Annotated in this window: 26 protein-coding genes and 1 tRNA gene; 11 read left to right on the top strand and 16 right to left on the bottom strand. The window is 64.7% G+C overall.

All coding sequences use genetic code 11. The annotated features are described in order from the left end of the window. Positions 1-95 precede the first annotated feature (95 nt). The 3 genes from O3669_RS08675 to O3669_RS08685 form a co-directional block, all read right to left on the bottom strand. On the bottom strand, positions 96-2,702 hold the full coding sequence (locus O3669_RS08675; protein WP_371524400.1) for an HAD-IC family P-type ATPase: 2,607 nt from the start codon (positions 2,700-2,702) through the stop codon (positions 96-98). A gap of 85 nt (positions 2,703-2,787) precedes the next feature. After that, positions 2,788-3,033, bottom strand: coding sequence for a heavy-metal-associated domain-containing protein (locus O3669_RS08680; protein ID WP_371524401.1), 246 nt, complete (start codon positions 3,031-3,033; stop codon positions 2,788-2,790). A gap of 15 nt (positions 3,034-3,048) precedes the next feature. Further along, positions 3,049-3,339 carry a metal-sensitive transcriptional regulator gene (locus tag O3669_RS08685; RefSeq protein ID WP_295918333.1) on the bottom strand — a complete coding sequence of 97 codons (291 nt, stop codon included), beginning with the start codon at positions 3,337-3,339 and terminating at the stop codon, positions 3,049-3,051. A gap of 126 nt (positions 3,340-3,465) precedes the next feature. On the opposite strand from O3669_RS08685, the gene O3669_RS08690 reads away from it, so the two are divergent. From O3669_RS08690 to O3669_RS08715, 6 genes are all read left to right on the top strand, one after another. Beyond that, complete coding sequence (locus tag O3669_RS08690) at positions 3,466-4,950, top strand: alpha/beta hydrolase (RefSeq protein WP_371524402.1); 1,485 nt, start codon at positions 3,466-3,468, stop codon at positions 4,948-4,950. After that, entirely contained in the window at positions 4,947-5,642 is a 696-nt protein-coding gene (locus O3669_RS08695) for a pyridine nucleotide-disulfide oxidoreductase (protein WP_371524403.1), read from the top strand. Before O3669_RS08690 ends, O3669_RS08695 begins: the two co-directional genes overlap by 4 nt. 96 nt (positions 5,643-5,738) lie before the next feature. After that, the gene (locus tag O3669_RS08700; RefSeq protein WP_295918327.1) at positions 5,739-6,089 is read left to right on the top strand and encodes a hypothetical protein; all 351 of its coding nucleotides are present in this window, start codon (positions 5,739-5,741) and stop codon (positions 6,087-6,089) included. Next, entirely contained in the window at positions 6,086-7,777 is a 1,692-nt protein-coding gene (locus O3669_RS08705) for an alpha/beta hydrolase (RefSeq protein WP_314768891.1), read from the top strand. Before O3669_RS08700 ends, O3669_RS08705 begins: the two co-directional genes overlap by 4 nt. Beyond that, complete coding sequence (locus O3669_RS08710; protein WP_314768890.1) at positions 7,777-8,463, top strand: DUF4853 domain-containing protein; 687 nt, start codon at positions 7,777-7,779, stop codon at positions 8,461-8,463. Before O3669_RS08705 ends, O3669_RS08710 begins: the two co-directional genes overlap by 1 nt. Beyond that, positions 8,460-9,128: a DUF4853 domain-containing protein gene (locus tag O3669_RS08715; RefSeq protein WP_371524404.1), complete on the top strand. Its 669-nt coding sequence runs from the start codon at positions 8,460-8,462 to the stop codon at positions 9,126-9,128. Before O3669_RS08710 ends, O3669_RS08715 begins: the two co-directional genes overlap by 4 nt. Positions 9,129-9,218: 90 nt before the next feature. On the opposite strand, the gene purB is transcribed toward O3669_RS08715, so the two are convergent. Then, complete coding sequence (gene purB / locus O3669_RS08720) at positions 9,219-10,676, bottom strand: adenylosuccinate lyase (protein WP_371524405.1); 1,458 nt, start codon at positions 10,674-10,676, stop codon at positions 9,219-9,221. Between the two features lie 282 nt (positions 10,677-10,958). Between purB and O3669_RS08725 the strand changes: the two genes are divergently transcribed. After that, the gene (locus tag O3669_RS08725) at positions 10,959-11,315 is read left to right on the top strand and encodes a hypothetical protein (RefSeq protein WP_371524406.1); all 357 of its coding nucleotides are present in this window, start codon (positions 10,959-10,961) and stop codon (positions 11,313-11,315) included. Between the two features lie 2 nt (positions 11,316-11,317). Continuing rightward, positions 11,318-12,973 carry an alpha/beta hydrolase gene (locus O3669_RS08730; RefSeq protein ID WP_371524407.1) on the top strand — a complete coding sequence of 552 codons (1,656 nt, stop codon included), beginning with the start codon at positions 11,318-11,320 and terminating at the stop codon, positions 12,971-12,973. Positions 12,974-12,999: 26 nt separating this feature from the next. Here the strand turns inward: O3669_RS08730 and O3669_RS08735 are convergent, their stop codons facing one another. Further along, on the bottom strand, positions 13,000-13,386 hold the full coding sequence (locus tag O3669_RS08735) for a phage holin family protein (protein WP_371524408.1): 387 nt from the start codon (positions 13,384-13,386) through the stop codon (positions 13,000-13,002). Positions 13,387-13,451: 65 nt separating this feature from the next. Between O3669_RS08735 and hisC the strand changes: the two genes are divergently transcribed. Beyond that, the gene (gene hisC / locus O3669_RS08740) at positions 13,452-14,516 is read left to right on the top strand and encodes a histidinol-phosphate transaminase (protein ID WP_371524409.1); all 1,065 of its coding nucleotides are present in this window, start codon (positions 13,452-13,454) and stop codon (positions 14,514-14,516) included. A gap of 63 nt (positions 14,517-14,579) precedes the next feature. On the opposite strand, the gene O3669_RS08745 is transcribed toward hisC, so the two are convergent. From O3669_RS08745 to O3669_RS08790, 10 genes are all read right to left on the bottom strand, one after another. Then, entirely contained in the window at positions 14,580-15,362 is a 783-nt protein-coding gene (locus O3669_RS08745; RefSeq protein ID WP_295918299.1) for a YwiC-like family protein, read from the bottom strand. 356 nt (positions 15,363-15,718) lie between these two features. Beyond that, entirely contained in the window at positions 15,719-16,126 is a 408-nt protein-coding gene (locus O3669_RS08750) for a hypothetical protein (RefSeq protein WP_295918297.1), read from the bottom strand. Positions 16,127-16,296: 170 nt separating this feature from the next. Next, positions 16,297-16,710: a hypothetical protein gene (locus O3669_RS08755; RefSeq protein WP_295918295.1), complete on the bottom strand. Its 414-nt coding sequence runs from the start codon at positions 16,708-16,710 to the stop codon at positions 16,297-16,299. 149 nt (positions 16,711-16,859) lie between these two features. Beyond that, on the bottom strand, positions 16,860-17,261 hold the full coding sequence (locus tag O3669_RS08760) for a hypothetical protein (protein WP_371524410.1): 402 nt from the start codon (positions 17,259-17,261) through the stop codon (positions 16,860-16,862). A gap of 151 nt (positions 17,262-17,412) precedes the next feature. Then, entirely contained in the window at positions 17,413-17,817 is a 405-nt protein-coding gene (locus tag O3669_RS08765; protein WP_314768873.1) for a hypothetical protein, read from the bottom strand. Positions 17,818-17,981: 164 nt separating this feature from the next. Beyond that, positions 17,982-18,197 carry a hypothetical protein gene (locus O3669_RS08770; protein WP_371524411.1) on the bottom strand — a complete coding sequence of 72 codons (216 nt, stop codon included), beginning with the start codon at positions 18,195-18,197 and terminating at the stop codon, positions 17,982-17,984. 98 nt (positions 18,198-18,295) lie between these two features. Continuing rightward, a complete protein-coding gene (locus O3669_RS08775; RefSeq protein ID WP_315284202.1) occupies positions 18,296-18,697 on the bottom strand; it encodes a hypothetical protein in 402 nt (133 codons plus the stop codon). A 241-nt stretch (positions 18,698-18,938) separates the two neighbouring features. Next, positions 18,939-19,012: transfer RNA gene (locus tag O3669_RS08780), tRNA-Pro, on the bottom strand. Between the two features lie 116 nt (positions 19,013-19,128). Next, positions 19,129-20,097 (bottom strand): metallophosphoesterase, encoded by a 969-nt coding sequence (locus O3669_RS08785; protein ID WP_371524412.1) that lies wholly within the window; start codon positions 20,095-20,097, stop codon positions 19,129-19,131. Position 20,098: 1 nt separating this feature from the next. Further along, complete coding sequence (locus O3669_RS08790) at positions 20,099-22,213, bottom strand: transglycosylase domain-containing protein (RefSeq protein WP_314768865.1); 2,115 nt, start codon at positions 22,211-22,213, stop codon at positions 20,099-20,101. Positions 22,214-22,382: 169 nt separating this feature from the next. Between O3669_RS08790 and O3669_RS08795 the strand changes: the two genes are divergently transcribed. Further along, entirely contained in the window at positions 22,383-22,742 is a 360-nt protein-coding gene (locus tag O3669_RS08795) for a WhiB family transcriptional regulator (protein ID WP_295918279.1), read from the top strand. Beyond that, positions 22,739-22,900 carry a DUF4177 domain-containing protein gene (locus O3669_RS08800; RefSeq protein ID WP_295918277.1) on the top strand — a complete coding sequence of 54 codons (162 nt, stop codon included), beginning with the start codon at positions 22,739-22,741 and terminating at the stop codon, positions 22,898-22,900. The genes O3669_RS08795 and O3669_RS08800 overlap by 4 nt, the downstream gene beginning before the upstream one ends. Positions 22,901-24,020: 1,120 nt before the next feature. On the opposite strand, the gene O3669_RS08805 is transcribed toward O3669_RS08800, so the two are convergent. Beyond that, complete coding sequence (locus O3669_RS08805) at positions 24,021-24,704, bottom strand: Crp/Fnr family transcriptional regulator (RefSeq protein ID WP_003791132.1); 684 nt, start codon at positions 24,702-24,704, stop codon at positions 24,021-24,023.

The raw sequence follows: 24,704 nt of genomic DNA on the forward strand, positions 1-24,704 counted from the left end.
ACCCGCATTGCAGGTGGCGAACACCGATGGGGTAGGGGCCGAAAGTGCCGCGCAGCCGGATGTCCGGCCACGCGGCACTCGTGCCGTTTGTGCGACTACTTGGCTGTGCGCAGGCGCAGCGAGTTGAGGACTACGAACACGGACGAGCACGCCATCGCGGCGCTCGCCAGCATGGGGGAGAGTAGGCCCGCGATTGCGAGCGGCACCATGAGGACGTTGTAGAAGAACGCCCAGAACAGGTTTTCCTTGATGATGCGCAGCGTCCGACGCGAGACGCGGATCGCGGTCGCCGCCGATGTGAGCGAGGAGTTCATGAGCGTCATGTCCGCGACCTCGATCGCCACGTCCGTACCCGAGCCCATCGCGATGCCCAGGCCCTTCGCGCTCGCCTGCGCGAGGGCGGCCGCGTCGTTCACGCCGTCGCCGACCATCGCGACCGTGCGGCCCTCGGCCTGCAGGTCGGCGACAGTGTCGCGCTTGCCGTCGGGCAGGACTCCCGCGATGACGCGCTCGATGCCCACCTGACGCGCGACGTGTTGGGCCGCGGCCTCGTTATCGCCCGTCAGCAGGATCGGCTCGATGCCGAGCTCGCGCAGCTGAGCAATCGCATCAGCCGACGACTCTTTGACCGTGTCGCGCACGACGAGCGCGGCGATCGCGCGACCCTCGACGCGCTCGGGAATCACCAGGGACGAGGCCGGGGCGCCCTCCCGCTCTCCGGTGCCCTGGTCGGTGGTGCCCCGGGTGGGGGTACCGGTATCCCCGGTCGCGCTGTCACCGGAAACGGGTGCGCCATCGGCGGTCGCGGCCTCGCTGCGCGAGGTGATCTGGCCGGAGTACCCTGCCGCGGTCACGACGGCCTCGAGCTCCTCGTTGCTGTGCGGCGCGGTGAGCGTGATGCGCGCGGATTCGGTGGCGAGGTTGACCTCGGCGCTTACGCCGTCGAGTTTGCCGAGCTTGCGTTCGACGCGGCGCACGCAGGACGCGCAGGTCATGCCGCCCACGCTCATGGTGAGGGTCGCGAGGGGCAGCTCGGCGTCCGGGCCGGGGAGTGCGACGGATCCGGCGGTGGCCTGCGGGGTCGTGATGGCCGAGTCGGCGGTCACGCGCGCGGCGCCGGGGCCGTCAGTGCGAGATTCTGCGGAACCCAGGTTCGGCGCGAGAGCCGCGACGACCGCGGAGGCGCCCGAGGCCTCGGCCTCGCGCACGGCATCGAGGAGTGAAGCGGGCACGTCCACGCCCAGGGAAGCCAGCCACGACGGGCGGCCGACCAGCACGCCGCCGCGGGCGGTGAGGCCGACGACGCCGAGTCCGGGCTGGTTCGCGAACGCGGTCACGGGGACGAGAGAGAGACCCCGGGAGGATGCACCCGACGTGATCGCGCGGGCGACCGGGTGCTCGGACAGGGCCTCGACGGAGGCTGCGAGGGACAGGGCCGAGGCCTCGTCCGCCTCGGGAGAGTCGCCCGCAGAGGGAAGCGCGACCGACTCGAGGGACATGACGCCCGTGGTGACCGTGCCCGTCTTGTCCAGCAGCATCGTGTCGATCGAGCGCGTCTGCTCGAGAATTTCCGCGTTCTTGATGAGGATGCCCAGCTGCGAGGCGCGCCCCGACCCGACGAGGATCGCGGTGGGCGTGGCCAGGCCGAGCGCGCACGGGCACGCCACGACCAGGACGGCGACGGCCGCCGTGAACGCCGCCTGCACGCCGCCGCCCGCGAGCAGCCAGCCCCCGAGCGTCAGCAGGGAAACGAGGATGACGATCGGCACGAACACGCCGGAGATCTGGTCCGCGAGTCGCTGGACGGGCGCCTTACCCGCCTGGGCCTCGGCGACCATGCGCCCCATCTGCGCGAGCGTCGTGTCCGAGCCGACGCGCGTGGCGCGCACCAGCAGGGACCCCCACGTGTTGACGGTCGCACCCGTCACCGCGTCGCCGGGGGCGGCGTCCACGGGCACGGACTCGCCCGTCAGGAGCGAGGTGTCCAGGGCGGAGGAACCCTCGACGATGACGCCGTCGGTTGCCACCTTCTCGCCCGGGCGCACCGCGAACAGGTCGCCGACCTGCAGGGACGAGGCGGGCACGACCTTCTCGGAGCGCTCGCCGGTCGCGGGGTCGACGCTCACGAGCGTCGCCTCCTTCGCGCCCATGCTCAGCAGCGAACGCAGCGCGTCGCCCGCGCGGTAGCGTGCGCGCGCCTCCATGTAGCGTCCCGTCAGCAGGAACACGACGATCATGCACGCGCCCTCGAAGTAGATCTCCGCGTGGCCGGCGTGCGCCGCGCGCGGTATCAGGCTCATGTGCATGCGCATGCCGAGCTCTCCGGCCCCGCCCCACAGCAGTGCCCACCAGCTCCACAGCGTCGAGGAGATGACGCCGAGGGAGACCAGCGTGTCCATCGTCGTCGATCCGTGGCGCCCCGCCGCGAAGGCCGCCCGGTGGAAGGGCCACGCGCCCCACGTGACCACCGGGATCGAGGCCGCAGCGACGACCCACTGCCACCCCGTGAACTGCCACGCGGGCACCATCGACAGGAGCATCGCGAGGATGCCGAGGGGCGCGGAGACGATGAGGCGAGCGCGCAGGTCGGCGGCGTGGGCGCGGGTGCCCTCGCCCACCTGGGGGGTGGGGGCCGAGGCCTGGGATGCCCCGTGCGAAGAGGCGGTAGCTGTGTGGTCGTGCGTCACGGAATCAGTGGACATAGGTACCCTCCGGGGGTATGGAACAAGTGAAAGGAAACGAGGCCGGGGGAGGTGCCCCGGCCTCGTCGGTGAGGCGTGGAAGTCCTCAGAAGTCGCGCGAGATGCCGGTCAGCGTGAAGCCGGCCTCGGAGACGGCGTCGCCTAGCGCCGCGTCATCCAGGGGCGTGTCGGTCAGGACGGTCACCTTGGAGGTGGCGCCCGAGTTGAGGATGACGTCGACGTTCTTCACGCCGGGGATCTCGCCCAGCTCTTCTTTGACGCTCATCACGCAGTGGCCGCAGGTCATGCCGTCGACGGACAGCTCGATGGTGCGATCGATTTCGGTGGTCATGGTGTCTCCTTGTGGTTAGGACTTGATGAGGCGCGCGATGGCCGCCGCCGCCTCGTCGACTTTGGCCTGGGCGGCCTCGTCTGATTCGCGCGCCGCAGTGACGACGCAGTGGTTCATGTGGTCTTTGAGCAGGTTGACCGCGACGGAGTCGATGGCCGACTTGACGGCGGAGACCTGCGTGAGGATGTCGATGCAGTACTCGCCCTGCGAGATCATGCGCTGTAGGCCGCGCACCTGACCCTCGATGCGGCGCAGGCGCGCGAGGTGGTTCTCGGTGTTGCCGTGGTAGCCGTGCTCGGTGCTCATGCCAACGAGAGTACCCCTAGGGGGTATATCTGTCAAGGGTGCGTCTCGTTCATGGGGTCACATCCCCTCGCGCCCAACTCGCAAACCCCCGTAGGGTGGAGTCAGGACGGACCGCTAGGAGGGGACATGAAGCGACGCTCGCGCCGACGCTATCGTGCGATCCGCCGCGTCCCCCAGGCCTATTCCGGCCTGTACCTACGCCTCAAAGTCGCCCCCGTCCTGCCCGCGCTCGCGGCCACGGTTGTCGTCGGCAGCCTCGCCGAAATCCCCGCGTTGCCCGAGGACGTGCGTGCTCGCGCGCGTTCCCTCTCCGACGACATGGGTACCGCGATCTCTGAAAAGTCCCAGCGCATCTTCTTCGATAACCCCGGCCTCGATACACTCCTCATCCGCTCCCTCTCACACGTGGCGCGCCGCACCGCGAGTGTCGGGCGCGTGTGGGCGAACGCGGTCATCGCGGTCGGCGCCGACAGGGATGGGCGCATGGCCCGCATGATTCCCCTCATCCCCAGGCGCGGATACGACGCCCTCATGACGGGCATGCTCACGGTCGGCACGGCGGTGGGCGCGCTGCGCGGCGGTGAAGTCCACGTGAATCTCCTGCGCGACTCCGAGGCCGACCCAGCCTTCCAGGATCCGCTGCCCGGCCACCCCGAGGCGCAGATCCGCCGAGTGGACGCCCCTGCGATCCTGTCCGACATGTGCGCCGACATCGACGAGCTCTACTGGTCGCGCACGATCGGTCCCGCCGTCAAGATCACGCGCGTCGGCGAGGGTGAGGCCCGCCGATGGCTCCTCTCCCTGGTTGGTACCGAGTCCATGGCCTTCTGTTCGACGAACAATCCGGCCGACATCGAAACGAACATCCGTCTCATGCTCGGCCTGGAAAGCTCGATGACGGTGGGCGTCGTTCGCGCTCTGCACGCCGCCATGGCACGCGACGGCGTCCCCGCGAAACGCTGGTCGGTCGAACCCGTCCTCATCTGCGGTCACTCCCAGGGCGGGGTCGTCGCCGCCGCGCTCGCCTCGGTCCCACCGCACGAGGCCGGGGTGAACGTCGCGGGCATCCTGTCCACGGGCGGCCCTAACCGCCGCATCCGCGTACGTCCCGATGTGGTGACCGTGGCCGTCAACCATGACCAAGATGTCATGCCGAGCCTCGACGGCTCGCCCGACCGTGCCCCCGACCGGCGCGTCACCGTCGGACGGAGCCTCGTGCGGCCTCGGACCCGCCCCCTCTACTACGCGCACTCGTCGTCGACCTACACGGAGACCGTGCGCCTCCTTGAGCGCAAGGTGCGCGTGACCCCGTGGGGCCGGTTGGCCTCGACGATGGCGGCGCTGCAGGATTTCCTGCCCACGCCGGGGGAGGCCACGCGCGTCATGCACTACGAGATCTGGCAGGACATCCTGACCCCCACCGCCGAGGCTGCGTGGGACACGGTTGCCGCGCTCGAGCGAGGCGGCGCGTACGCGGCTGCCACCTATCCCATGGACTACGTGACCACGGTGCCGCGCCTACCGCGCGTCGCCCGCGCCCGGCGTCGCCGTACCTTTGCGCTCGGCACCGCGCTGCGCGCTCTCGTCCCCTTCAGAAAGGACCGCTCATGAACGAGCATCACGCCCCCCTGCGCGAGGTGCGCCGCTGGATGCGCGTCTCGACCCCCGTCAACAAGGCCGCCGCGTCCGGCCTGCGCGGTCAGCTCCCGCAGATCGCCGGGCCGCTCGTGATCGGCGCGCTCGGCGTGGGCGCGATTGGCGCCGGCATCGCCTGGCGGGCGCTGGCCTCGACGAGGGGAACCGGACGCACGCAGCGCTTCGTGGAACTGGTGTCCTCGGCGCTGGAGGCAGCCTTCCCGGAGACGTTCATCGACGAGGCCGGGGCTGACTTCGGTGAACAGGTGGCCGGTGAGCGCACGGCCGGTGAGCGCCGCGTCGTCAACGTGGAGGTCGGCGAGGGCTTCGGGCGCCCCTCCCTGGTGTCGATCGACGTGGTCGCCCCGGCGTCGGATGAGCTGACAAACATCGAGATTGCGGCCCAGGCACTGGACGCCGTCACCGCTGCGGCGTGGAACAATCCCGAGATGGCTCCCGTGAGTGTGCGTGCCCGCATCCTCTTGGCTCGAGACGGTGTTCAAGCCGATGATGAGCGCTCCGATGGGAAACATGTGGGGGCTCCCGGCGCTCAGACCGAGGTGGTTGTTGACATGACGGCGCTGGGCTTCGAAGACGAGATCGCGCGCCCCGACGAGCTGTACGCGCGCTATGGCGCGCCCGACTGTGACCCCGCCTGGAGGCCGTAGCCCACTTGTGGTTATTGTATAACACTCTTGCCCGATCTGCGACCCCTTGGTAGTGTCTCCTGTATCACTGTTGATGATGTGGGCAAGGAGGACCGTATGGCTGGCGATCTGATTATCGAAGAGGGGGACCTCGAAGTCCTGCGCGACCGCACGAATGGAAGCGCTGACGACCTGGAGCCGGTGACGGTCGCGACGGCGGGGGGCTTCTTGTCATCCGCGCTTGGCGGGGGAGAACTGGCGACGCGGGGGCACGCCGCGGCTGACAAAATCGACTCTAACGTCAGCACCATTATCCGGGATCTGCGCGACTATTCTGCCTCCGTGAATGACTCGATACACGCCTACGCGGCCAATGAGAACGATTCTGCTGTGTCCTTCGACGTCACCCCGCACGGCAGGAGAGGGCTGACCGGTGCTGACCTGGCAGAGATGAGGGTGGCACAATGACGGTGACCTGGGCCGATATCCAAGAATGGCGCAGCGACTATGTGAACGAGGCGCAGCAGACAATCGAGGACGCGCTACGCACCGCGCGCGAGATTGTTGACGACCTTGAGTATGCCGCGAATGACATCCGATCCGAGGGGCAGGGGCCGGACCAGATGCGTCAGCAGCTCTCCGCGATCCAGGACAGGCTGGACTCGCGCATCAACGAACTCACCGAATATGCGCTGGCGACTGCGGAGCTGCACGGGTACGTGAGTCGCGTCGTCGCAAAGAGGGAGTCCGCGTGGGAGGTTGCGGCAGAAGTTGGGTATGACATTCCGGAGAGTGGTGTTGTTCAACCGTCACTGCCTGAAATGAGGTTCGAGCCGGTAGCGAGTAAGTTTGCTGAGCTACGCGATTGTGTTGACGATGCAGTGAGAATTGCGACGGAAGCCGAGGAAACGGTGGGGCCCCGATATAAGGCTCTGGCCGACGGGCAGTACACTATGTCCGAGGGACGCCACTCGGAGTCCGCGGGCCTGGCAAATGATGCCGACCCCTCGTGGAGCCCCGAGGAAGTCTCCGTGTGGTGGAAGCTGCTTTCCGATTCCGAGCGCGAGGCGCTGATCAACAAGGATCCCGAGAAATACGGCAACCTGGACGGCATTGATATGGCATCGCGGGCCAAGGCAAACGACCTTGTACTCTATGGGCGCCGAGACGCTGCGGGAAACCGTATCGCGGGAACCGGCCTTCTTGAGCAGGCTCGGCAAGAATACAATGAATTAGAAGCAGAGTTTAAGGCGGAGCAAGAAGCTACTCGGGGCGTCGTCTCGCCGAAATTACAAGAGCTCGGGAGGCGTAGGGAGCCTGCAAGAATTCGCATGCAGGATCTAGAGGCGCTTGATAAGGCACTTCAAGCGGATTCGGACGTATCACTTGTTACCTTGCAGGCTGGGGAGCCAGGGAAGAATGTTCTCGCAGCTCTTGCTATTGGAGATGTCGATAACGCAAAGCATGTAACGACCTTCGTTCCGGGTATGACCACGTCGTGTCGTAAGAGTACTGACCTCAACTTGAGGTACGCGCGTAACTTGATCGACGCAGCGGAGAATGCGGGTGATGCAGAAAAAGGAAGTGTCGCAGCGGTCGCGTGGATGGGGTACGAAGCGCCGCCGGGTCCAGAGACAGGGGACCTGTCTGTCGCGTCTCCAGGCAAGGCACAGGCCGGAGCTGAGAAGCTGAACGGCTTCCTGACAGGAATCCACTCGTGGCGCTCAGAGCGGGGAATGGATGTGCACCAAACTCCGGTCACGCATTCCTATGGGTCCCTGACGGGCGGCTTCGCGATGCGTGATATTGGAGAGGGCGTCGTCGATGACTTCGTGTACACGGGTTCCCCGGGCTCAGCGGTGAATTCTGTCGGGACGCTGGGGGTAGACCCCGAACACGTCTGGGTGTCGGCGATTCCGCTACACGACGAGGTGCAGGGGATGGGGCTCGATGGTTACTTCGGTCGCGACCCCAAGGAGCTGGAGGGCATCGGGCACCTCTCGGGTGACGCGACCGGGGGAGACGGATACAACTCAGATCCAAACGCCGGCAAATATGCGAATCACTCCGCGTATTTCTATAAGGCGAAAGATGGCCAGCATAACAACTCTCTTGAAGACATCGGCAAGGTCATTGCGGATAAGAGGGAGAGGTAATGAGTCGGAAACAGCTGGTCACGCTACTGGGTGCTGCCTGCGCCTCTCTGGTTCTGGCGGCGTGTATTCCGAGCCTGCCGGATGATGCTGAACTGTATTTTGGTCGCAGCAGTGGGAGTATCCCGATCTCCGAGGGGCAGACGACGGAGGTTCACATCAGGGATACCCTGCCCCGGTATCTGGGCATCATCGAGGAGGTCGTCGTCGAGTCCGGTGGCGTGCTAGGAGTCAGTGGCAAGAATCGAGTTGACGGTTGCGCAACGACGGACACGACCGACATGGAAATCCAGTGGATGACGATGTATATTCCTGCGATCGATTATGAGGATTTGCGTCGGATTGTCGTGGAGGGGGCGCAGCGTAACGGCTTCGGATATTCGTGGGATCCGGTACGCAGAGATAAACTCAACTCTCGCACGGTTACTGTCGGGGATGGCTACGGGAATAGTCTGATTTTCTATCACCACGAGGCTCATGACCGCATTATCATTAGTTTGTATTCGGGGTGTATGTTCCCGTCCCAGCCTCTCGATCCGGACGTCCCGCGCTCGTCTTATCCGCTGCCTAGCCCCGAAGAGATGTTTCCGAATCTGACAATCGTGCAGGCCTATGACGATAACGGCGGTGAGAATCCTGAGTTGCGTCCGCAGTCGGGGGGGCAGTCCGGAGCGCAGTCGGGGGAATGAACATGGCAAAGAAATGGACCCCGGCACGCGTGGGTGCGTGGTGCGTCGTGGTGGTGGCCGTGTTGGGTGGGTGTCATGCAGCCAAGTCACGCGATGCTGAGTTCGTTCCTTTTCCTGAGCGTGTGAGCATTGAGGAATACATCAGCCGTCAGCTGCCGGAGATATCGCGCATGGCTGTGCCGGTGGCTGCCGAGACCGGTGGTGAGCTGACGGTGATGGGCCTGCCGTACGTACAGGTGTGTGGCACTGGTGATACCCAGGGGTATCGGGTGGTTGGCTACACCACGGTGGCTCCGTCGATGTCCTTTGAAGGGCTCGAGAAACTGGTGACAGAAAACAAACCCGATTGGGCGGTGGCCGTGCAGGTTGACAGGCAAATCGATAGGGATGCTACTCGGGGTATTCAGCTGATCGACAACTATGGCGGCCTTGTCGAGTTCAAGTTTTCGGAGGAGTCTATCGCCGTGAGGTCGCGCTCCGCGTGTTTGCCGACGGATAAGCCCCTGGATGATCCCGGTCAGTTCGTTCTGCCGTCGGTGGAGGAGGCGTTCCCGGGCGTGCATGTGACGGTCAGTGACAACACGAACCCGGATCTGCATCCGGTTCCTACGCTGACACCGGGTGCTAACGTCACCCCCCAGTCCGGCGCCCAGTCGGGCTCGTAAACCCGCCCCGGCCTCGTCGATACAGGGCAGAAACGGGAAAGGCGGCGAGGCGCGGACCAACCGCGCACCCGCCGCCCCAACCGGTGAAGCTCAGGCCTCCCAGCGCGCCAGGCGCTCGGACAGGCCGATGTAGGTTGCGGGGGTCAGCGCGAGGAGGCGTTCCTCCACCTCGGCCGGCAGACCCAGGCCCGCGATGAACTCACGCATGTCTTCCGCGCCCACCTCGTGGCCGCGCGTCAGCTCCTTGAGGCGCTCGTACGGGTTCGCCATGCCGGTCGCGCCCGCGATTGCGGCGGCGCGCATCGCCTGCTGGACGGCCTCGCCGAGCACCGCCCAATTCGCGTCCAGGTCGGCCGCCATACGAGCTGCGTTGATCTCGATGCCATCCAGGCCGCGCACCAGGTTGTCGTAGGCCAGCACCGCGTGACCGAACGCGACGCCCACGTTGCGCTGCGTCGTCGAATCCGTCAGGTCGCGCTGCATGCGGCTGGTCACCAGCGTCGTGCCCAGGGAATCCAGCAGCGCGTTCGACACCTCCAGGTTTGCCTCCGCGTTCTCGAAGCGGATCGGGTTGACCTTGTGCGGCATCGTCGACGAGCCCGTCGAGCCCTGCGCCGCCAGGTTCTGGTGGAAGTAATCCATCGAAATGTAGGTCCACGCGTCCGTCGCCAGGTTGTGGGCAATGCGGCCCGCGCGCGCCACATCCGCGTACAGCTCGGCCTGCCAGTCGTGCGACTCGATCTGCGTGGTCAGTGGGTTCCACGTCAGGCCCAGGCCCTCCACAAACGAGCGGGCCAGCGTCGGCCAATCCGCGCCCGGCACCGACACGACGTGCGCGGCCCACGTGCCCGTCGCGCCGTTGATCTTGCCCAGGTACTCCGTGGCCTCGACGCGCGTGATCTGGCGCGACAGACGGTGCGCGAACACCGCCATCTCCTTGCCGACCGTCACGGGGGTCGCCGGCTGGCCGTGCGTGTGCGCCAGCATCGGGACGGCCGCCCCGGCCTCGGCGAGGCCACGCAGGCGATCAAGGAGCGCGCGGATCGCGGGCAGCCACACCTGCTCGGTCGCCGCCTTGATGGTCAGCGCGTATGCCAGGTTGTTGATGTCCTCGGAGGTGCAGAAGATGTGGACGACCTCGCGCAGGGACGGCAGATTCGTGTCCGCGCCCAGCTTGTCGGAGGCGGCCTCGAGGTATTCGCCGATCAGGTACTCGACGGCCTTGACGTCGTGGCGGGTGACGGCCTCGAACTCGCCCAGGCGCTTGATGTGGTCGGCGCCGAAGTCACGCGTGAGTGCGCGCAGGTAGTCGCGCTCGGCGTCGGTCAGCGTGGGCGCGCCCGGCAGGACCGAGTTGTCGAGCAGGAAAATCAGCCACTCGATCTCGACGTGCACGCGCGCGCGGTTCAGGCCCGCCTCGGACAGGTAGTTCGCCAGGGGCGCGGCGACCGCGCGGTAGCGCCCGTCCAGCGGGCTGAGCGGCTCACCCCCGCCCGCCAGGTCCGAATAGCCGTGGGCAGTGGAGAAGAGTGTCATCGTGTCGCTCATACCCCTATCTTCCCAGAACGAGGGGCCTTCGGGATATCGAGTCCGCTCGGCGATTCGTGGCGTGGATAACGTACGAGGCCGGGGCTGGGTGAGGGGGTCGCCTCCGCATTCGTGCCGGTGACTCCGTGAGATATCCACAGACCAACGCGGGCGGCGTCTATCCACAGGGGGTAGTTCGTGTCGCCCGCTATCCACAGGGCTGTCCGTGCGGGTAGAACCAGCCACGGCCTCGGGCGTAGCGTGCGTCCTGTAACAACACCGCTTCCGCTGAAGGGAGTCCCCATGCCTATCGATACAGCCGCCGTTTCCGTGTCCCTTAACAGTGCCTACGCCCTCGTCGATGCTCTGCGATGCGCGCTCAGGGGGTCCTCCTGCTCGCAGTGGACGGGCACGGGAGGCGATTCCTACCGCTTGCGTAAAGACGAGGTCGTGGCTCAGGCCCAGGGAGTCCTCGACGATATTCAGGCGGCTCTGGACGCCGTTCCCACCCTTGAGGCAAACGCCACCGCATTCCTCGTGAGCACTGCCGCCGCAGTAACGAACGGATACAACACGGCAGTAACCCTCGCAGACCTCTACGGCACCGTTCTGACTTCTACCGCAGCCGCGGTCAGTGATGACTTGCTAGGGAGGCGGTAACCGTGGCCTTTGACCCTCATCGTCACGTCACGGTTGCCTCCGGTGCCTTCAGCGTTGACGTGAACGAACTGAACGCCGCGCACGCGGCGCTCACCTACGAGAAGCTACTCGCAATCGGACCATCCAAAGCCGCGCTCACCTGCGCCCAGTGGGAAGTCGACCTGGTCCCTTTCGATACAAGCAGCGTCACCAGCGCGATCAACACCGCCCTGAGTTCCCTGGATGACCTGGGTGCCGCTGTCGATGATCTCCTGTGGAAGCTGCGTGATGCTGCCCTGACCTACGACGACGCAAATAGTTTCGCCTCCCTGTGGGAGGCCGTTCCCGGCAGTGCATCGGGGCCGCAGCTTACCCTGCTCGGCATGGCCAGGTTCTATGCCACGGGAGGCCTCGCGGGCACGGTGTCGAGCGCCCTCTTTCACAGTCAGCAGGACGTGGCAAATTACCTGGGGGTTCCCTGGTTGGCGACGGTACTCAACCCTTCTGCGGCATCGTTCGTGGGAGTCAGAGATCTGATGAACGGTGGAATCGACGGCCGCCTGTTTTACGTGCACAAGGACGACATGTCGGGCGCGCAGTTCCAGCGTGACCTCGGCCGTTTCGCGCTCGACGTCAACTCGGTACCCGTATTCAGGAACGTTGCGCGTGGCCTCTCATTCTTCGGCGTCAGCCAGGACCTCAACTCCACATCGACGGCCCCGGCCTCGGGCTTGGCGGCACTGACGGTGCTGGGACTTACTGCTTGCGGACTCGGGAGCGGACCGAGCTACGGGGTCGCAATCAAGGCAGCCGACGGACATACGCGCGTCCACGCTGGCGGGATCGGACTGTGGCTATCGCCCGATAGGTTTCAAGAACGAAAGGCCACGACGCTGGCGTCGATGCCGGACGCTGCACCCGACACCCACTACGAGGGGGCGCCGACCAGCGCCGACCTCATCGAGCACATCGTCGACATGCACGGCGGCGACGCCAACAACGGCGAGATCGCCATCGAGGAGCACGTCACGACGGGGGAGGACGGGACGCAGACGCGCTCGTGGACCGTCGATATCCGCGGCACGCAGTCCTTCGGCGCTGGGAAGAAAGGCCCGCAGGACATGCTCACCAACTTCCAGGGCGTGGGCGGCATGGCTTCCGACCAGCTCTACGCCATCCAGGAGGCGATGGATGACGCGGGCATCGCGCCGGGCGAAGCCGTCGAATTCGCCGGACACTCCCAAGGCGGCATCATGGCCGCCCAACTCGCCGCAAACCCGGACGTACGCTCCCGCTACAACGTCGTCTCCGTCGTCACCGCCGGATCCCCAACGGCCACCATCGCCCCCGCCGACGTACCCGTCCTGTCCTACGAGAACTCTGGCGACATCGTCCCAGGCCTCGACGGCTACGCCACACAGGGGGATAACGTCACGACCGTCATGTTCCGCGACTACGAAGCCACGTGCGACGTCTCCGACCCCGTCCCGTGCTCACACTCCGCCTCCGTCTACGTCGATGAGATCAGGAGCTCCCTGAGCGCAGCCGCGGCCTCGTCCGACCCGGGCCTTGGCGCACTCGCGGTCGCCGAGGCCCGCCGCACCCACGCGCTCGGCCTCACCGAGCGCACCCAGACCACGATCCACCACTACCAAACGAGGCGCATCACCGACAAGTGATGCGCCTCGAGAAAGGGGAAGCCAGCTCAGTCGCGGTCGGCCTTCTTGTCCCGCAGGACGCCCGACACGACGGAGGCAACCAGCGACGTGATAACCGCGCCCGCCAGGCAGGACAGGAATCCGCCCGTCGTCATGGGAATGCCCAGCGACGTGGACAGCCAGCCGGTCAGCGCGAAGAGCAGCGAGTTGGTCACCAGTGCAAACAGGCCGAACGTGAGGAGGTACAGAGGGAACGCCAGCGTCTTGATGACGGGCTTGATAATCGAGTTCACCAGGGTGAACACGAAGGCGATGACCGCCAGGGCAATGACGGTCTCCGATGCCGTCGTCGACGTGATGGAGATCGACGGAACAAGGAGGGTCGTGACCCACAGTCCGACCATCGTGGCAACAAGTCGAGCAATGAAATCCATTTGTTCATTCTTGCGCAGTGGGACGTTGCTTGCATGGCGCACCCCCATGGGATAGGACTACACGCATGACTAACTTGCGCTTTCGACCTGCCGTTTTGTCCCTGCCACGCTACAAGCCCAGCAAGTCGGCGCCCGACGCCGTCAAAATCTCATCCAATGAGATGCCGACCCCGCCCAGCCCCGCCGTCTTGGAAGCGATCGCCCGCGAACTTCAGACGATCAACCGCTACCCCGACCTGACCGCTGCGCCCCTGCGCCAGGCCCTCGGGAACCGCTTCGGCGTGGGTGCCGACCAAGTGTGCGTCGGCACCGGCTCCTCGGCGATCCTCGTGGCCGCACTGTCGGCCGTGTGCCAGCCGGGCACCCAGGTCGTCTTCCCGTGGCGTTCCTTCGAGTCCTACCCGATCGCCGTCCCGACCGTGGGGGCCGACCCCGTTCCCGTGCCACTCCTCCCGGATGGCAGCCACGACCTCGTCGCGATGCACGAAGCCATCACGGCCGACACTGTCGCGGTCATCGTGTGCTCGCCTAACAACCCGACGGGTCCTGCCCTGACCTATGAGGACATCGCCGCCTTCGTCGCGGACGTTCCCGACGACGTCATGATCATCGTCGACGAGGCCTACATCGATTTTGCGACCAAACCCGGCGTGCGCACCGCAGTCCCGCTCATCGAGACCCACCCCAACGTTGTTGTCATGCGGACCTTCTCCAAGGCACACGCCCTGGCTGGCGTGCGCGTCGGCTACGCGATCGGCGATGCCGAGGTCATCGGCGCGATTCAGTCCCTCCTCGTGCCCTTCGGCGTCAACTCCCTTGCGCTCGCCGCCGCCCTGGCCTCGCTCACAGACGCCGAGGGTGTTCAGTGCGCGGTTGCCGACATCGTCGCTGAACGCGAACGTATCGTTCCCGCCCTGCGCGACCTCGGATACGATATCCCCGACACACAGTCGAACTTCTACCTGCTGCGCGGAAACGTCTACGGCCTCGTCGACGAATGCGCCCGCGTCGGCCTCATCGTGCGTCCCTTCCGCGAAGGCGTGCGCGTCTCCGTGGGCAGCCGCGAGCAGAATGACCTCTTCTATTCGGTGGCCGCCGAGTTCGCGCGAACCCACGAAATCGGTGCGTAGGTACCTGTTAACGCGTGGGCGCGCCCGACCAGTCGGACACGCCCACGCAGGAGGCGGATGCGGTTACGGGACCAGCAACACCACGAACAGCAGAGCCGACCAAGCGATCTCGGTGAAGCCGATCAACCTGGGGGAGAGGGGACGCTGGCGGGTTCGGCTCAGCGTCGGCATCACCCACGCGCGCGCCGTCAGGCACACCCACACGAGAACGGGCCACATCGATAGCGCGCCGAACCACCACGCTGCGGTCACGCCGAGCGTGCAACAAGCGTGAAACAGTACCGCCCCCGTGGCCCAGCGCGAGTCCTTGCGGCCACGGATCATCGAGCGCACCAGCGGCACCGTGCCAACATAGTGCAGCGTGAACACCGTGCATGCTGCCCACGCGTGCGGGGTCACCGCCGTCGGCGAGCCATCTGCTGTCGCCAGCGAGAAAGCGACGGGACCCATGATGCCGCCCGCCAGAATCGAGGCCGCGCGGGCACCCAGGGAGCGTTCGCGCCCCTTCCATACGAGGAAGAGCGCGGACGAGGCTAAGGGAGCGAACGCGATTGCCCACCACAGTAGCTGCGGGCGCATCGCCAGGAGGGTGATGCCGGGAACGGCTGCGAGGACGCTGTAGGTCAGGATCGCGGGCACGATGCGACCGCGGCGCTTGGCGGGAGTCTTGACCCACAGGCACACGGCCGAGAACAACTGGAACGCCATCGCCCACGCCACCAGCATGAGGACGACCATCCATACGAAGGTCAGGGACAGTGCCCATCCGAGCAGCGGTGGGAGGGCCATCATCGTCCATGCGCCGTGCTGGTCGGAGATCCAGCCCTTGCGCTGTAATTCGCGCATGCGGGAACTCTTGTGCTGCCGCGTCTGTGGGTGCTTGTGGGGGCGCCCGCGCGTGTTGCCCTGGGATGTCATCGGGGCGCGTGCGGAGGCGGGGCGTGTGGTCGGCGCGGCACTGTGCATACCCTTAGTTTAGTGATAGTCACCTGGCAGACTCAAGACCCGGGGCGCGATGAGACAGGCGCGAAGCGGTGCCCTCATCGGTGAGGGGCAGTGTGTGCGCTCGGGCCTGGAATGACGAGGCCGTGGCTGGGCCGGGTGCTGACCGCACTAACAGGTCGGGCAGCGGGCGACACACGTGAGGGAGGGATGACCCATTGGGTCATCCCTCCCTCACACGCCTGACGACGTCAGCGGTGTCACTTGTTGAGGCCGTTGCTGATGCCGCACAGGGAGGCGAGCGCGTTCGCCTTCGTGGAGGCATCGCTCACGGCGGCGGAGTATTCCGTGTCGCCGCTCATTGCGCCGGCGGGATCCATGTCCTTGAGCTTGTCCAGGGACTCCACGTAGGGATCAAGAACGTCCTTGACCTCCTTGTTGCTGACCTTCTTGGCGGCTTCCCTGAAGGTATCGGCAGTCTTGGCCATCTGATCCTTCAGCGCCTGCGGGTCCGTCAGTGCCGCGCTGGAGGCAGAGAAGTCCTCGACGACCTTGGTGGCAGCGCCCTGGACCTCCTTGCAGGCGTCGGCCTTGGACTGAGATCCACAGGCGGCCATGCCGAGGGGAAGCAGGGTGACGAGAAGGGCTGCAGCGATGCGACGCTTCATGGGAATACTCCTTGATGTGATGTGGGTTGAAGCAGTGACAGCTTACCGCGTTTCAAAAAAGCAGGTGATGCTGCGTGCGTCTACTGACTGCTAGTTATTGAAATCCCAATGCAGGTTGCAGGCCTCGGATTGTCCCTTCCGATAGACTCGACGGCGTCGTCATTGGCGCGTCAGCTTCCAATGTCCCATCCGAAGCCGCACAGGTCGCTGAGTTTCTTCCCGTGATTCTCCATGTCTGTCATGGCACTGTCGAACTCCTTGGAAGAGAACATGGTATCGCCGTCGTCGTAGAGCTCGATGATCCTCTCCATGTCAGCGATAAAGCTCTGAAAAACAGGCTTAACCTTCTTGTTCTTGACCTTTTTTGAGGCCTTCTTGTAGGAAGATGTCAGGTCAGCCATCCGGTCCCTGAGGACCTTCGGATCTCTGCTGGTGGTCTGCCCTTTCTTTTCCGCCTGCTTGTTGGCGCTAGTCACAGCATTGTCGATTTCGCGACAGGCGGCCGCCTTGGATTGGGAGCCGCAGGCGGCCATGCCGAGCGGGAAGAGGAGAACGAGAGTAGCTGCGAGAATGCGCCGTTTCATGAGAACGTTCCTAGGGGCTGTGATGACGGTACGCCGAGAGTCTATCGTCTTTCGCAGACGCGGTACAGGCCCTCTCATGCTGCGACTATCCGCCATGTCGAGGTGGTCGACAGTGCCTGGGCGTGGATAGCGAGACTGTCAGCGGAACGTCATCGATCCCATGAGAAGCCGCACAGCTCGTTGAGCTTGTCACCGTGCTCGGTCAGATCCTGCGTGAGGGCCAGCATCTCGTCGGAATAGTAATCGAACGTTTCAGCGCCCATCGCCTCGTTGATCTTATCGAGGTCGGCAAGCACATCCTTGTATGCCGCCGACACCTCCTTGTTGGACACATTGTTGGCGGCGTCCTTGTAGATGCCCACGAAGAGATCCATCTTGCTTCTGAAATCGTCAGCGTCGGTTGCCGAATCCAGGGAATCGGACTGCTCCAGGACAGCGTTGCGGGCCTTCTCGATCTCTGCGCAGGCGTCGGCTTTGGACTGGGAGCTGCAGGCGGCCATGCCGATCGGGAGGAGAAGAACGAGGGCTACGGCTGCAAGGCGGCGCGTCATGGGTACTCCTTGATGTGTGACGATGAACGCCTGAAAAGTCTATCGTCATGAAGAAGTGTGGGCCAGGGGCGCTGCCCGCACTGGGTCAGGATGCGAAAGGAGGGAGCCACTGGGGCTCCCTCCTCACGGTGTGGATGGTACTAGCGAGGCGTCACTTGTCCCATTTGAAACCGCAGAGATTGTTCAGCTCTTCGCCGTGCTTGGTGAGATCGTCCCTGACAGTCTCGAGATCAGAGGAGTTGGACAAGGACGAGTTGGTCAGCAGGTCGACGTACTTGTCGAGGTCATCGAGCACAGCCTTGTATGCCTTCTTGACCTTCTTGTTCTTGACCTTCTTCAGCGATTTCTTGTAGACGTCGGTGATCTTCTTGAACTGGTCCTTGAGAGCCTTCTCGTCGGTGTAGTCGATGTCCTTGCCCTTCTGCGTCTCGGCGAGGGCAGCGTCGCGGGCCTTCTCGATCTCCTTGCAGGCGGCAGCCTTGGACTGCGAGCTGCAGGCGGCCATGCTGAATGGGAAGACGAGGACGAGGGCAGCGGCGATGATGCGACGCTTCATGGGAGTGCTCCTATGTGTCGTGATGATCTGTACGCTGAAAGTCTATCGGTTGAAAACAATTTGTGGGGTGGTTACTGGGTGATCCGTGGCACCACTCTGTGCGGTGTCGCTCAAGGGGCTGCTCGGTGGAGTCTTCCCCGAGTGAGCCTCTTACCAGCGTTGGGTTACCTGTCCCACGTGAAGCCGCAGAGGTTGTTCAGTGCCTCCCCGTGGGTGTCCATGCTGTCCTGAATAGACTCATAATCGGGTGACGCGCTCGCGTTTTCGTCGGTATTCAGTAGGTCAATCAGCTTGTCGAGGTCGTCGAGGACGTCTGTGAAGGCAGTCTTCACGTCCTTGTTGGTGACCTTCTGTGCGGATTCCTTGTAGATGCCAGTCATCTTTGTCAGGAAATCGGCGTACTCCTGCTGGCTGGCACGGGGAGGGGTTAACCCACCTCGGGCACCCCTCCCGGCATGGTGTGCGCGTCAGCAACTGCTCACCAGTCCAAGGTAAACCCGCAGAGGTTCTTCAGTACCTTTCCGTGGTCGTCGATGTCTTGCTCATTCTGCTCGTATTCCGGCGACGTGGTAGGAGTGTCGTCCCTGTAGAATTCAACGTGCTTGTCGAGGTCCTTGAGGACGTCGTTGAAGGCAGCCTTGACTTCCTTGTTGCTGACCTTCTTGCCGGCGTCCCTGTACATGTCCAGCAGCTTCTTCAGATGATCTGGGACTTCGTCGAAAGGCATGTCCAGAATCGAGTGTTCGGCCGAGTACTGGTGAACGGAGGTGCGTGCCGTCGAGATTTCCTTGCAGGCGTCAGCCGTGGACTGGGACCCGCAGGCAGCCATGCTCAGCGGGAAAATGAGGACGAGAGCGGCGGCAGTAAGACGACGCTTCATGGGTGCTCCTAGATGTCGTAAGAATGGATGCACTCAAAGCTTATGACGTGGAAGAGATTTGTGTCGCAGGCCTCTACATTGTGGACGTGGTTGCCGTGTTCGCGCGGGGCCTCGGCGGCCGTGCTGATGATGGGTAGGATCGCTGCTCTCTATCGTTCCCGCCCTTTGCATCCAAGCTGGCAGTTGATTCGACGATGCGCATATAAAATCGCCGGGACCTTGCGGTCCCGGCGACTCACCGTCGGGGTGGCGGGATTTGAACCCACGGCCTCTTCGTCCCGAACGAAGCGCGCTACCAAGCTGCGCCACACCCCGGTGCCGTACGAGTATAGCCATACCTCGCCGAAAATCCCAAACCGAGATGAATCAGCGGAGGGAAGTGTGTGCCACGTCGCAGTTGCGTGGCTGTTGGCTGTCCCTCGCAGCGCCCGCTACGCGGGATGCACGTGGATGAGGGAGGCCTCGGGCCGCGTCGCGATACGCACCTTGGCGTAGGGCGACGTCCCCAGGCCCGCGGAAACGTGCAGCCACGTCGAGGAGCCGTCGGGCGCCTCCCACCGGTTCAGGCCCTTGGCGTAGCGCCGCGAAATATCGCAGTTTGTGATGATCGCACCCACGCCCGGGATCCCGATCTGGCCGCCGTGCGTGTGGCCAGCGAGGATCAGATCTGCCCCGTCGCCGGTGAGCGCATTGACGACGCGCGTGTAGGGCGCGTGCGTCACCCCCAGTCGCAGAGCCCCGGGTTCGCTCCACGACGAGGCCGGGGCGACCAGGCGGTCACGCTGAATATGCGCATCGTCGGTGCCCAGAAGAGAAACGGTCCCTCCGGGCAGCGACAGCGTGCCGGACGCATTCGACAGATCGACCCACCCGGCGTTGCGCATATGGCGGACCATCGGCAGGTACGGCAGGTCAGGAACCACACGCGCGGGGTGGGGCTTTGATCGAGACAGGTAGCGGCTCCACCGCTTCGCGATGGGCGAATAGTAGTCGTTCGACCCCAGGACGAAGGCACCCGGATACGACAGGAATGGGCGGTAGGCGTCCATCACCAACTCGAGTCCGTCGATGGACCCGAAGTTGTCGCCCGTCGCCACAACCATGTCGAATCGCTCAGAGGACGCAACATCCGAGAGGAATCGCAGCAGGAACTCCTGCCCCGCAAAGAGGTGCAGGTCGGCGATCTGGAGGATCGTCACCTCGGGAACGTCGCGCTCAACCGGCACGTCATAACGCCGCAAGGTTGGCATGGTGCGCTCAACCGAACCCCACGCCAGCGCCGCTCCGCCCGCCGCAATCCCCGCGAGCCCCAGCCCCCCAATGACCGCGCCCGTAGTGCGCAGGAGGTCACGGCCTCGTCGAGGGGACGAGGCGGTGACAGTCGTGAACGTGGAAGCCATATCAGTTGCCGCTGCTCGTGGCCGAGGGCGCGGGGTTCGGAGTCGGGTTCGAGCGGGTCGTGGCGGCGCCGATGTTCGCGCTGGAGACGTTCTCGACGGGCGTGCCGGCGAGGACCTGCGTCATGTAGGGCGCCCAAATGTTCTGGCCGACGAAGGTCTCACCGTAAATCTCGCCGTAGTACTTGCCGTTGATGGTCACAGCGCCGACTTCCTGCGAGGAGTTCGCGCCGTGGCCCACCCACGCGGACGTCACGATCGAGGGGGTGAAGCCCGTCAGCCACGTGTTGGCGTGGCCGTCGGTGGTGCCCGACTTCGCGGCGAAGGGGCGCCCGTCGCCCAGGCGCGTGGACGTGTAGTACTGGCCGGCGGACGCGGTCAGCAGGGCCGCTGTCTTGTTGGCGATGTCGGGGGAGATGACCTCCTTGCAGTCCGCGGAAAACTCCTTGAGGACGTTCTCGTCGCGGTCAGTCACGGACTCGATGGACTGCGGCGTGCACTGCTGGCCGGAGTTGGCGATCGCCGCGAACACGGACGCCATCTGGAGCGGTGAGGCGGACACGGAGCCGAGGATGTTGGCCGGGTAGGGGGAGGGAACCTCGCCGTCCTCGGTGATGCCCAAGTCGTAGGCCGTGTCGAAGATCGAGCAGAAGTCGACGCGGGATGCCATGTTCACGAAGGCTTGGTTGACGGACTGGCCGGTGGCGCGCACGACGTTCATGGTGCCGGTCTTACCCGCGAGGTCGTTGACCTGGTAGCCCTCGGTCGTGATGGGGCGGCCGTCGCACTTGAAGGCGCCGTTCGGGTAGAAGGTGTTCGCCGAACCGACCGTCTCGTAGGCGGAGTGGCCCTCCTTGAACCACTCGAGCAGGATGAAGACCTTGAAGGTCGAGCCGACCTGGAAGTTGCCGTCGGCCGAGTAGTTCGACATCGTCTCGCCGGTCTCGATGCCGTAGGTCGTGTTCTGTGCCATCGACAGGACACGGCCGGAGCGCGGGTCGAGCGACACCAGGGCGTCGTTCAAGCCCGAGGGGTCACCCACGGGAATCGTGTTCGTCAACGAGGAGTACGCGGCGTCCTGCATCGTGGGATCCATCGTGGTGCGGATCGTGATGCCCTGAGTCTTGAGCATGCGCTCGCGCTCGGTGCGAGTCTCACCGAAGGTCGGGTCCTCCAGGAACTGGGCCAGGACGTAGTCGCAGAAGTAGGCCTTGGACGACTCTGCGCCGGAGCAGCCCTCCGAGGAGATGCTCGGGTGCAGCATCGATTCGATCGTCGTCGCGGTGCCCTCGTCGTACTCTTCCTGCGTGATGACACCCTGCTCAAGCATGGCGGCCAGGACCGTGTCGCGGCGTTCCTTGGCGGCGTCCGGGTGGGCGAGGGGATCGTACTGGACGGGCGACTGCACGAGGCCCGCGAGGAGCGCGGACTCCAGGTAGTTCAGCTCGGAGGCCGACTTGGAGAAGTAGCGCTGCGAGGCGGCCTCCACGCCGTAGGTGATGGGGCCGAAGGGGGCGATGTTCAGGTAGCCCGTGAGGATCTCGTCCTTGGACTGAGTCTTTTCCAGGGCCAGCGCGTACTTGATCTCGCGCAGCTTACGCTCGGTGGTCTGCTCGGTTGCGGCGCTGACCTGGTCGGCGTCGCCCTCAAGGTAACCGCGCTCAGCCAGCGAGTTACGCACGTACTGCTGCGTGATCGTCGAAGCGCCCTGGCGGCCAGAATCTCCCAGGTTCGTCACGAGCGCACGGGCGATGCCGGTGGCGTCAACACCGTTGTGCTCGTAGAAGCGCTTGTCCTCGATCGCGATGATCGCCTTCTTCATGACGTCGGAGATGTTCGCGCTAGGAACGACGATGCGCTGCTTGTCGTAGAAGTGCGCGATCACGGCGCCCGACGAGTCCAGGAGCTGCGATTCTTCCGCTGGAGCGACCGTCTGAAGGTCTCCAGGCAGTTCGTTGAACACGGAGGGGGCGGACTTCGCCACCAGCGCGGTGGGGCCAGCGACGGGCACGAGCATGCCCGCCCCGACGACGCCCATGAGCGCGGAAACGCTCAGGAACGCCAAGAGGAGGGCGAACAGCTGGGTGGGCCGGACAGCACGGGAGTGAGAGTGCGACATGGTCCTAGCTTACGTGCAGCATCGCTCATCTGACAGCTGGTGGCGCGTGACAATTGCCTGATCGGTCACCTGTTATCGCTTTAATGGCTAGTCGCACCGTTTGCACCCACAATGGTATGTGTGTATGGTCACATGTAGGGCTCAGAGTAGAGTGAAGTGGAGATCTTCGATGGCAACCCACGGCGACGACCAAAGCTGGGTCGCGCGCGCCTTGTGTGCGTCCATTGAGCCGGACGCGCTCTTCGTACAGGGTGCTTCGCAGCGTCAGGTTCGCCTGCGCTGCTACGAGTGCGAGGTGCGCCTTGAATGTTTGGCTGACGCCCTCCAGTCCGAGGCCAACTACGGCGTGTGGGGCGGCTTGACAGAGCGGGAGCGTCGCGCGATCTTGCGTCATTATCCCCATGCGGAGGATTGGCTGACGTGGCTTCGCTCGTCGGACGATACGCTGGCTCGGGAGTTGCGCAGTCCGCACGTCCCCAAGGTCTTGTCGTACGTTCGCCCCCAGATGGCAGGTAGGATGAGCTCATGACTAAATGGGAATACGCAACGATTCCGCTGCTCACGCATGCGACGAAAGCAATCCTTGACCAGTGGGGTGCCGACGGGTGGGAACTCGTCCAGGTGATCCCGGGACCGACGGGCGGTGAGAACCTGGTCGCCTACCTGAAGCGCCCTATCGAGGGCTGATCAAGTAGCTCACAACTGACAGTGCGTCAGTAGGGACGAGGCCGTGGCTGGCTGTGCGCACATTCGTGCGTGAGCGGGCCACGGCCTCGTCTGTTTCCGGCTCAACGCCGTGAGCGCCGGGTTATAGGACACTGCGTGTTGCTGGTAGTGCAACTTTTTGGCTTTCTGGTGCGGGAAAGTCGGTATAGAAGGTGGTGGCATCTGCTCTCGTCTTCGTGTGGGCAGCGTCTGTACATTAACCCCGTGATTCTGCGCGCGGGCCCCGGACTGTGCGCGCGTGGGTCGGTGGGCCCTTTTACTGGTAGTGGTAACCCGTTCCTGCGCAGCTGGGACCGATAGGTGGCAGTGTGGGCGGCCTGCCTGGGCTACCACCTGTGGGGTTAACCTGCGCATGAAGGGGCCCAGGCATCCACCTGTCCGGCCGATCCTGCCACCCCCGTGGATGATGCCGCCATCCCTGTGGGCGATGGCACCACCCCTGCGTTGATTGCCTCCGTAAATGGCCGCGGTTGAGCTTGTTACCCTCGAATGTGGATAGGAAGCGAGCATGCGGATAGCTTATGAACATGCGGATAGCTTCGTAACCTATCCGCAAGCGCCTAACCTATCCGCGAAGGCGAAACCTATCCGCGAGTGGTAGGCCTGTCAGCTGCCGCCACGCATACTCGTTCCTGCGCAGCTGGGCCCGATAGGTGGCAGTGTGGGCGGCCTGCCTGGGCTACCACCTGTGGGGTTAACCTGCGCATGAAGGGGCCCAAGCAGCCACCTATCCGGGACTGTGCGCGTGGGCCCCTTGACTGGTAGTGGTAACCCGTTCCTGCGCAGCTGGGCCCGATAGGTGGCAGTGTGGGCGGCCTGCCTGGGCTACCACCTGTGGGGTTAACCTGCGCAGTGAAGGGCCCAGGTATCCACCTGTCCGGCCGATGGTGCCACCCCTGGGGCCAATGAGGCCACCCCTGAACTGAGCACATCCGTCCGCCGCTCCTGGGACTGACCACCGACCCACACGTGATGTCCTATAACACTGAGCGCCTGTTTCCTCAAGTGGCGTGAGCGCGCCGTGGACGCACGGAGGGCCCGACACCGTGAGGTGTCGGGCCCAACCCTGTGTAGGCTGCGGTCAGCGGGCGCGGCGCGCCAGGCGATCGACGTCGAGGAGCGTCACGGCGCGACCCTCCAGGCGGATCCAACCGCGCGACACGAAGTCGGCGAGCGACTTGTTGACGGTCTCGCGAGAAGCGCCGACCAGCTGGGCCAGCTCTTCCTGCGTGAGGTCGTGGGGAACGTGGACGCCCTTGTCGGTCGCGGTGCCGAAGCGGTCGGCCAGGTCCAGAAGGGCCTTGGCGACGCGGCCGGGGACGTCGGAGAACACGAGATCCGAGAGGGACTCGTTGGTGCGGCGCAGGCGCTGCGCAAGGGCGCGCAGCATGTGCTTGGCCAGCGTGGGGTTGGTGTCGAGCACATGCATGAGATCCTCGTGCTCGAGGTAGAGGAGGGACGCCGGAGACACGGCGGTCGCGGTGGTCGAGCGCGGACCCGGATCGAAGAGCGTGAGCTCACCGATGATCTCGCCGGGGCCGAGGACGGCGAGCAGAGACTCGCGGCCGTCGCTCGACGTGTGACCGAGCTTGACCTTACCCTCGGTCACGATGTAAAGGCGATCGCCGAGATCACCTTCGTCGAAGAGGGTCTCTCCGCGGCGCAGGGTCGTGTGACCCATCTTCTGCTGGAGGGACACCTGTTGTGCATCATCAAGGCCACCGAACAGCGGCACCTGGCTGATGAAGTTGCCGTCACCGATCAT

The organism is Pauljensenia sp. 20925_1_34, from assembly GCF_041432775.1.
Taxonomy (GTDB): Bacteria; Actinomycetota; Actinomycetes; order Actinomycetales; family Actinomycetaceae; genus Pauljensenia.